The organism is Pseudomonas nicosulfuronedens, assembly GCF_005877905.1.
GTDB classification, from domain to species: Bacteria; Pseudomonadota; Gammaproteobacteria; order Pseudomonadales; family Pseudomonadaceae; genus Pseudomonas; species Pseudomonas nicosulfuronedens.
Genome location: NZ_SWDV01000094.1, coordinates 1 through 2,920 on the forward strand (window position 1 = coordinate 1; position 2,920 = coordinate 2,920).

Here is a 2,920-nt window from a genome sequence, read left to right on the forward strand (position 1 = left end):
AGTAGTGAAACGACGCATCGCCGATGGTAGTGTGGAGTTTCTCCATGTGAGAGTAGGTCATCGTCAAGCTCCTATCCCAAGACCCCTGGTCAGCTTCGCTGGCCGGGGGTTTTGCTTTTGCGCGCGGGAAAGTTGCGCCATTGCCGCGTAGGCAATTCAGGCATGCCTCTATATGATGCGTGCCTGACTGTTGCGGGGGTGATATGCAGACCTTGCTGAAATTGCTGAGCGATGGCCGCTTTCATTCCGGAGAAGAGCTGGGTGCTCTGCTCGGAGTAAGTCGCAGTGCTGTCTGGAAGCGCCTTGAGGGGGTCGAGCACGACTACGGTGTGGTCGTGCAGCGTGTGCGCGGTCGCGGTTATCGCCTGGAAGAGCCGCTGAGTATCATCGCGCCCAGACCCGATACCGGCCTCTGGCCTCTCGATGTTCTGTTTTCGATCGATTCCACCAACGCCGAAGTTCTGCGACGCCTCTCTGCCGGCGCCACGGCGCCATTCGCCATCTTGGGCGAGCGCCAGACTGCTGGACGAGGTAGGCGAGGGCGGCAATGGGAAAGTCCCTTCGGTGCCAACCTTTATTACACCCTGGGTATCAGTGTGCGCGGTGGTGCGCAGGAGCTGGAAGGAATGAGTCTGGTGGTTGGCCTTGCGGTCGCGAAGGCCATACAGGCGCTGGGTGTAAAGGATGTTGGCTTGAAGTGGCCCAATGACGTTCTGGTCGGTGGCAAGAAGATCGCCGGTATCCTGCTGGAGTTGACGGGGGATCCTGCTGATATCTGCAGCGTTGCCATCGGTATCGGTATCAATGTGAACATGCGCAAGGCGGATGCCATTGATCAGCCCTGGACCTCGGTTCGAGAAGCGCTGAGCAGGCTGGTCGATCGCAATGAGTTGCTGCAGGCGCTGGAGTCGCAACTCGCGCATGCACTTTCCCGCCATCGCGAGCGCGGTTTTGCCGCCAGTCGTGAAGAGTGGGAGTCCCTTCATCTGTGGCAGGGGCGGCAAGTCACGCTGTCCACTGTCGCCAATAATATCGTTGGGCGCGCCCTTGGCATCGACGAAAGGGGGGCGCTGCGCCTCCTGGTGGATGGCAAGGAGCAGAGCTACAGCGGAGGCGAGCTGAGTCTGAGGTTGTCGGATGATTCTTGAGTTGGATTGCGGAAATAGCCTGATCAAGTGGCGGGTGGTCAGGAGGCACGACCTGGTGACTGTCGCGGGTGGTGTGGCTGATTCTGATCAGGCGTTGTTAACACAACTGCGGGCGAGTGGGGTGGTGGATATCCACTACTGCCGCATGGTCAGCGTGCGTAGCGAGCAGGAAACCGACGCTCTTCGTGTCGGTCTGGAGACCGCTTTTCCCGTTACGGTGCATATTGCTGCCCCTGCGACCGAGCTGAGCGGGGTCGTGAATGGCTATCGCGAGTACCAGCGTCTCGGAATGGATCGGTGGCTCGCTCTGGTGGCAGGTCATTGTCTGGCGGGTCGTGGCTGCCTGGTGCTCGATCTCGGTACGGCAGTTACCTCCGATCTGGTCGACGCTGCTGGCAAGCATCTGGGGGGCTACATTGCGCCCGGGATGCCACTGATGCGCAGTCAGTTGCGCACGCACACGCGCCGTATTCGCTATGGCGACGATGCTGCTCATGAGGCACTGCAGAATTTGCTGCCGGGCCAGGAGACCTCTGAAGCGGTGGAGCGCGGGTGTGTGTTGATGCTGCGGGGGTTCGTGCGGGAGCAGATCGATCTGGCAAACAGGCTGCTGGGTGATGACTGCGCTGTCTATCTGACCGGAGGGGATGCCGAGCTCGTCAAGGATGAGAGCGCTCGTGCTGTCGTGCTTCCGGACCTGGTATTTCTCGGCCTGGCGCTCGCCTGTCCGATCGAGTGAGTCTGATCGATGCGTTGGTTCTTTCTTTTTCTGCTCGCCCTCAATGTCTTCTATTACGTCTGGCATCAGCAGCAGGTGCCGCTCCGTCCGAAGGAAATCGCGCCGCTCAGCCTGTTTCATGCTGATCAGAAGAATATTCGGCTACTCAGCGAGTCTGCCGAGGCGCCTCAGCGCCGTCCGGCAGAAGAAAAGCCGGCGACTGCTCCCGCGTCCGCGTGTGTTTACCTGGGCAGCTTCCCGGTTGAGGATCGTGCCCGGCAACTGGTCCAGCGCTTGCTGAGCCTGGATGTCCAGGCTTCGGTTCAAACCGTGGATGCTGCTGCTGGCCTCGATTACTGGGTTTATCTCCCGCCCCTGGCGTCGCGACAGGCTTCGTTGTGGCAGCTGCGCGAGCTGCAGGCGAGGAAGATCGATAGTTACATCATCACTGAAGGTGACCTGACTGATGGAATTTCCCTCGGAATCTTCCAGCGCAAGGATTCCGCTGACAGCGTCGTAGAGCGTCTGAAGGCTGCTGGGTACGATGCTCTGGTGCGCGAGCTGGCTCGTTCGCAGCATGATTACTGGGCGCAGATAAGCGCGGAAAGCGGGCGCCTGGTGGACGATTCCCTGGTGCGTCAGCTGGCCCCGGATTTCCCGGAACTGCAAAAACAAACAATGCCGTGTAAAAACGTTGCAAGCCCTCAATAGTTTGAATAGAATGGCGCCCGCTTCACAGGGGTGGCCTGAAAAGGTCGAACACTGGAAGCCGTTGTCGAAGAGCTAAGCTCAAGTTTTTTAAAGAAAAACAGTTGACAACGCGGTGGCAGGCTGTAGAATGCCGCCTCACTCGGAGGGGTTCCCGAGCGGCCAAAGGGATCAGACTGTAAATCTGACGTCTCAGACTTCGAAGGTTCGAATCCTTCCCCCTCCACCAGTTTCAAGCGTGAGCTGCAAGCTCCGCGGGTATAGTTCAGTGGTAGAACCTCAGCCTTCCAAGCTGATGATGAGGGTTCGATTCCCGCTACCCGCTCCAAGATTGTTTTTGCAGTTC

At 59.0% G+C, this 2,920-nt stretch carries 3 protein-coding genes and 2 tRNA genes; all 5 read left to right on the forward strand.

All coding sequences use genetic code 11. The annotated features are described in order from the left end of the window. Positions 1 to 203 precede the first annotated feature (203 nt). The 5 genes from birA to FAS41_RS30485 all read left to right on the forward strand — a co-directional run bounded on the left by birA (position 204) and on the right by FAS41_RS30485 (position 2,902). Positions 204 to 1,148: a bifunctional biotin--[acetyl-CoA-carboxylase] ligase/biotin operon repressor BirA gene (gene birA, locus FAS41_RS30465; protein WP_138526987.1), complete on the forward strand. Its 945-nt coding sequence runs from the start codon at positions 204 to 206 to the stop codon at positions 1,146 to 1,148. Beyond that, the gene (locus FAS41_RS30470) at positions 1,138 to 1,887 is read left to right on the forward strand and encodes a pantothenate kinase (protein WP_138526988.1); all 750 of its coding nucleotides are present in this window, start codon (positions 1,138 to 1,140) and stop codon (positions 1,885 to 1,887) included. Before birA ends, FAS41_RS30470 begins: the two co-directional genes overlap by 11 nt. Positions 1,888 to 1,896: 9 nt before the next feature. Beyond that, positions 1,897 to 2,577 (forward strand): SPOR domain-containing protein, encoded by a 681-nt coding sequence (locus tag FAS41_RS30475; protein WP_138526989.1) that lies wholly within the window; start codon positions 1,897 to 1,899, stop codon positions 2,575 to 2,577. A 141-nt stretch (positions 2,578 to 2,718) separates the two neighbouring features. Further along, positions 2,719 to 2,803: transfer RNA gene (locus tag FAS41_RS30480), tRNA-Tyr, on the forward strand. A 25-nt stretch (positions 2,804 to 2,828) separates the two neighbouring features. Beyond that, positions 2,829 to 2,902: transfer RNA gene (locus FAS41_RS30485), tRNA-Gly, on the forward strand. Positions 2,903 to 2,920: the final 18 nt, after the last annotated feature.